A 4,029-nucleotide genomic window follows, 5' to 3' on the forward strand; every position below is an offset into this window, starting at 1 on the left:
GCAGCGCCTATCCCTGAACCTGAGCCTGAGATGACCGTAGGTGAGATGTGGGAGGATTACTTGGAATGGAAGCGTCCATTGGTGCAACCGACTACGTTTAATCATTTCCGCAAAAAATTTACAAACATTATCAAAGGTTTAGTTTGGAATAAGGAGAAACAAACGATGATATCGTTTCCTTGTTCTATTTGGGACTTGCCAATTTCTACAAGTGTAGTTGATGTTTTATTAGCAAGTCCGTTTGAGGACGATAGCAAGCGTAGGACGCTAGTTGCACTCTCTGAAGCGTTTACTCGTCTACAGTCACTAGGGAAAACCAAAGTAACCGTTAATCCTTTTGTAATGCCAGTTAGTATTACAAAAAATAAAACCGACAAATACAAATCACAGGTTAATGCCGATGGTACGGTTGATTTACGATGGTGGGATAAATCTGATACCGAAACAGACCCGGAAGAACTTGACCGTCGCGCTTTCACAAAGGAAGAGCGAGACATCATTATCAAAGCGTTTTACGAACACAAAAATGCTTCACCCCGCCAATTGGCCCCATTAGTCGAATTCCGATTCTTGACTGGCTGTCGTAGTGGTGAAGCTTTCGCGCTTGAATGGAAAGATGTATTCTTGGGTCGAGACAAGGATTACATCCGATTCAGCAAATCGTACAACGGAGAACTAAAAAACACTCAGGTTCCAAAAACCGGTGAGGTGCGGCTGTTTAAAATTTACCCCAAACTTAACGAGTTGCTGCTACGCATTAAACCGGAAAATGCAAAGCCTACTGATTTAGTGTTTACCAAACTAAATGGTAAACACTGGGATAGTAATGCGATTGCTAAGCTTTGGTTAAGTTATGACTGCAAGCGGAATGAGACGAAATGCTCTTACCCTGGTGTTGTTACAGAACTAGCTGACTCTGGTGCTATTTCTGGCTACCTACCGTTTTACGCCTGTCGCCATACTTTCATTACCTTACAAGCACACGCTGGTACAGATTTACTGCTACTCGCTACCGCTTGCGGCAATAGTGTCGAAGTTATTCAACGGCACTACCTAGGTATCGATACCACGGTCAAGATGACCGACATCTAATCCCACCCTCTCCCCACCGACCGCCCCTAAAAAGGGCGGTTTTTTTATTGCCCGAGCGCTGGTTCGGAAGTCAAAATTTTTCGGTCACGTCGTCTGCATAGTGTGAATGAAGTGAAAAGTTTCTTTCGATTTGAGTGTATTTCTAGGCGTAGCCGCCTACAGTAGGCGGCTACTTGTAAAAATGAAGGTAAATAGGCAAACAAAAACCCGGCTGTTACGCATAATATCACTTGTGTCACATGATTAACGGTAATCAATCCCAGTCGGTCGGTAACAAAACTTAACCCTTTTAGGGATTGACAAATTTACTTGCCCTCTGCGATCGTCTAGTAATGAGGAAGATTGATAGGCGCGACTACCCGGTGTTCTTAGCACCGAATAGTTACGACTTCCCCAACCGTTAACGAACAACGTTTGGAGCAAGATTATTATGTCACAAAAGTCCGTTGCGGGCGTACCGCGATCGCAATTTTTAACGTACTCGCGGGAACGCCCCTTGGCGATTCGGTGGTATCGCGATGCCGTATTTGACGGCATTTCTCACTCAGCAGCATTTTCGGCTCTCGATATTGCCGTCAAGTGCGTGCAGTGGCTGCACTACTACCGAGCACCCGTACTGCTACCAGAACAAGCGGACGCGCTTTACGGCGTCGAACCAAAAACTACCGATCGCTTAATCCGCAATTTTGAAGGTCAACTTATAGATGATGGAATGTTTGCCTGTCCCGAGACGTTTCTGATTCACGCGGAACCCGTACTGGGGCTGTGTTGGATAGGTAAACCGAGCCTTAACCATTTGTTGCCCCCCAGGGCCGTACTGAAGTTGGCTTGCTTTATGCCAGCTACCCAAAGTACGTTGTGGGCAATTTCAGCGATCGACACTATTGCGCGTTCGGCTTACGAGCCGCTACCCGAACCAGTGAAGATGAGCCAGCACTACCAAGCAGTAGAACGGCGTACCGCCCCTAAAGACAAGCAATTGCTGATTCAAGAGGCACAAAACAAGGGGCTTTACGCCTACGCCAAGCACTTTGGCGACTTAAAATCGGGCGTTACGTGGAAGCGATTGTTAACTCACTACGAGCGGGGCGGACAATTTCCGCCTACCCGCACCGAACTCAACGAAATGAAACTTGAGTTTTAGCTCTGGCTCGGAAGCGCGATCGCTTCGTTCACGCTATGTGCATCATGTGACTGAAGATTCTTTTGTCAGCCCTCTTTTGAGTCCTTTTTTACAAGTAGCCGCCTACCTTAGCCGCCTACTGTAGGCGGCTACGCCTAGAAATACACTTAGTTACTCAGGTAGTGAACAAAAAAAAAATCACTTGATACAAGTGATTGCTGAACATTCAACTTTGGAGAACAAAATGGAAATTGAAACGACTCCCTGGTACGAAACGAGAACCCTTGTCTCTCCCGCAGTTGAGATGCTTCAAAAGGAAGGATTGATTCAGTACAAAAAATCGTACCTTAAAACTGAAAGCCCTCAAACGGCAAACTCTAAACCTCGGTTTATTCACTACGACGCGAACTACGTCAAGTATTGCTTCCTGAAAGAGTTTTACCAGTTTTTGTTTGACGGTGTTAGGCAGGGAGTTTTTTCTGAGGGAGATGAGAATGAGTTACTTGTCATTATTAATGGCACTGTAACCGATTTTATCCAATACTGCGGCGAACACCCTTCAGAGGAAGACGCTCGCGAACTGTTCCGAACTTTTTGCAAGATTCACCTTTTTAGGTAGCTCATTTTTAGTCTAGCCGCTCCGACCACCGGGGCGGTTTTTTATTGCCCGATCGGTGCTTGTTAATCGGTTGCTTGACCACAGTAAACACCTTCCAGAGTAACTTGCGAAAATAATCCGAAACCCTACAGGTTTCTGCAACCATTTTAAGCGTAGTTCAGCGCAAGAAAATTTGCAGAAACCTGTAGGGTTTTGGCAAGTACATATCAGTCTAAAGTCCATAAAAGGTGCAAGTAGGCGGTAGCTAAATTTGATTTGCACCGTGTTAGGATACGGGCAGGAGTTTGCACCTTAGCGTGCAGGCACAAAAAAAGAAAAAGTCGCATACCTTTTACAGAGGACACGCGACAAACAAAAAATAAAACTTACTAGCAACTTTAGCTTAGTTCAGCGGCAAAACGTGCGGCAAATCTAAAAACCTTTCGGTGATAGATGATGAATTAAATAATGTGTCCTCTGTACTAGATATAGCGGTTTCTTTCGTAAAAACAATCGGGAGAACCACTATGGATAGTGTATTGCATTTTAATACATCTGGCAACCCCGCCGCTGTTTGCAACAAATATTCACAATTAAGCCCCGAACATCAGAAACGCATCGCGGGGCGCGGGCTGCTATATAACAACTGGACGGAAAGGACTTGTCGCACAATGAGCGCCAAAAATGCGACAAACGTCTTGGGATACCCCGCCAAGTCAGGCGGGATTATGTTTTGCGGGTACAACAATCAGTACCAGTTCCGCCCCGATGACCCCTGGGAGAGTGAAGACGGAAAATGCCCCAAATATCGCACCCCGAAAGGGGGGTACGACGCGCTGTTGCTGAGATGTCTAACGGATGACGTTTATTGGAATCCCGATAGTCTGAAGGAAGCTTGCTGGAAAGTCAACGGGCATCCCTGCATTCTGCTTACCGAGGGCGGTTTCAAGGCTATCGCAGGTTGCAGCAACGACATACCTACTATTGCCCTACTGGGAGTAGAAATGGGGCTGACGGGCAAAGACGCAGAAGGCAAGCGTCACCTGGTTCCAACCCTTAAAAAATATGCTGAGGCGGGTTTGGGGTTTATCATCGCCTTCGACGCGGATGCTACGACTAACCCGGATATACGTAGAGCCTAGGACTTACGCATTGACAAAATAACTCTATTGTGTATATCTGGAACAGAGGTGAATTCAATTCCCAAAACAAACAG

At 46.1% G+C, this 4,029-nt stretch carries 4 protein-coding genes; all 4 read left to right on the plus strand.

All coding sequences use genetic code 11. The features are described from left to right. Nucleotides 1-1,092, plus strand: a 1,092-nt coding sequence (locus QUB63_RS34810; RefSeq protein ID WP_442922324.1) for a tyrosine-type recombinase/integrase, incomplete at its 5' end; no start/stop codon positions are given. Nucleotides 1,093-1,522: 430 nt separating this feature from the next. After that, a complete protein-coding gene (locus QUB63_RS34815; protein WP_332949948.1) occupies nt 1,523-2,236 on the plus strand; it encodes a hypothetical protein in 714 nt (237 codons plus the stop codon). 223 nt (nt 2,237-2,459) lie between these two features. Then, nucleotides 2,460-2,834, plus strand: a complete 375-nt coding sequence (locus QUB63_RS34820) for a hypothetical protein (RefSeq protein WP_332949949.1) — start codon at nt 2,460-2,462, stop codon at nt 2,832-2,834. A 506-nt stretch (nt 2,835-3,340) separates the two neighbouring features. Continuing rightward, on the plus strand, nt 3,341-3,955 hold the full coding sequence (locus QUB63_RS34825) for a DUF3854 domain-containing protein (protein ID WP_332949950.1): 615 nt from the start codon (nt 3,341-3,343) through the stop codon (nt 3,953-3,955). The last annotated feature ends 74 nt before the right edge of the window (nt 3,956-4,029 follow it).

It is taken from the genome of Microcoleus sp. ARI1-B5 (assembly GCF_036705795.1).
Taxonomy (GTDB): domain Bacteria; phylum Cyanobacteriota; class Cyanobacteriia; order Cyanobacteriales; family Microcoleaceae; genus Microcoleus.

What these genes read in the sequence shown, in the direction of transcription:
- QUB63_RS34820 (WP_332949949.1), top strand. Translation starts at nt 2,460, where the DNA reads ATGGAAATTGAAACGACTCCCTGGTACGAAACGAGAACCCTTGTCTCT.
- QUB63_RS34815 (WP_332949948.1), top strand. Translation starts at nt 1,523, where the DNA reads ATGTCACAAAAGTCCGTTGCGGGCGTACCGCGATCGCAATTTTTAACG.
- QUB63_RS34825 (WP_332949950.1), top strand. Translation starts at nt 3,341, where the DNA reads ATGGATAGTGTATTGCATTTTAATACATCTGGCAACCCCGCCGCTGTT.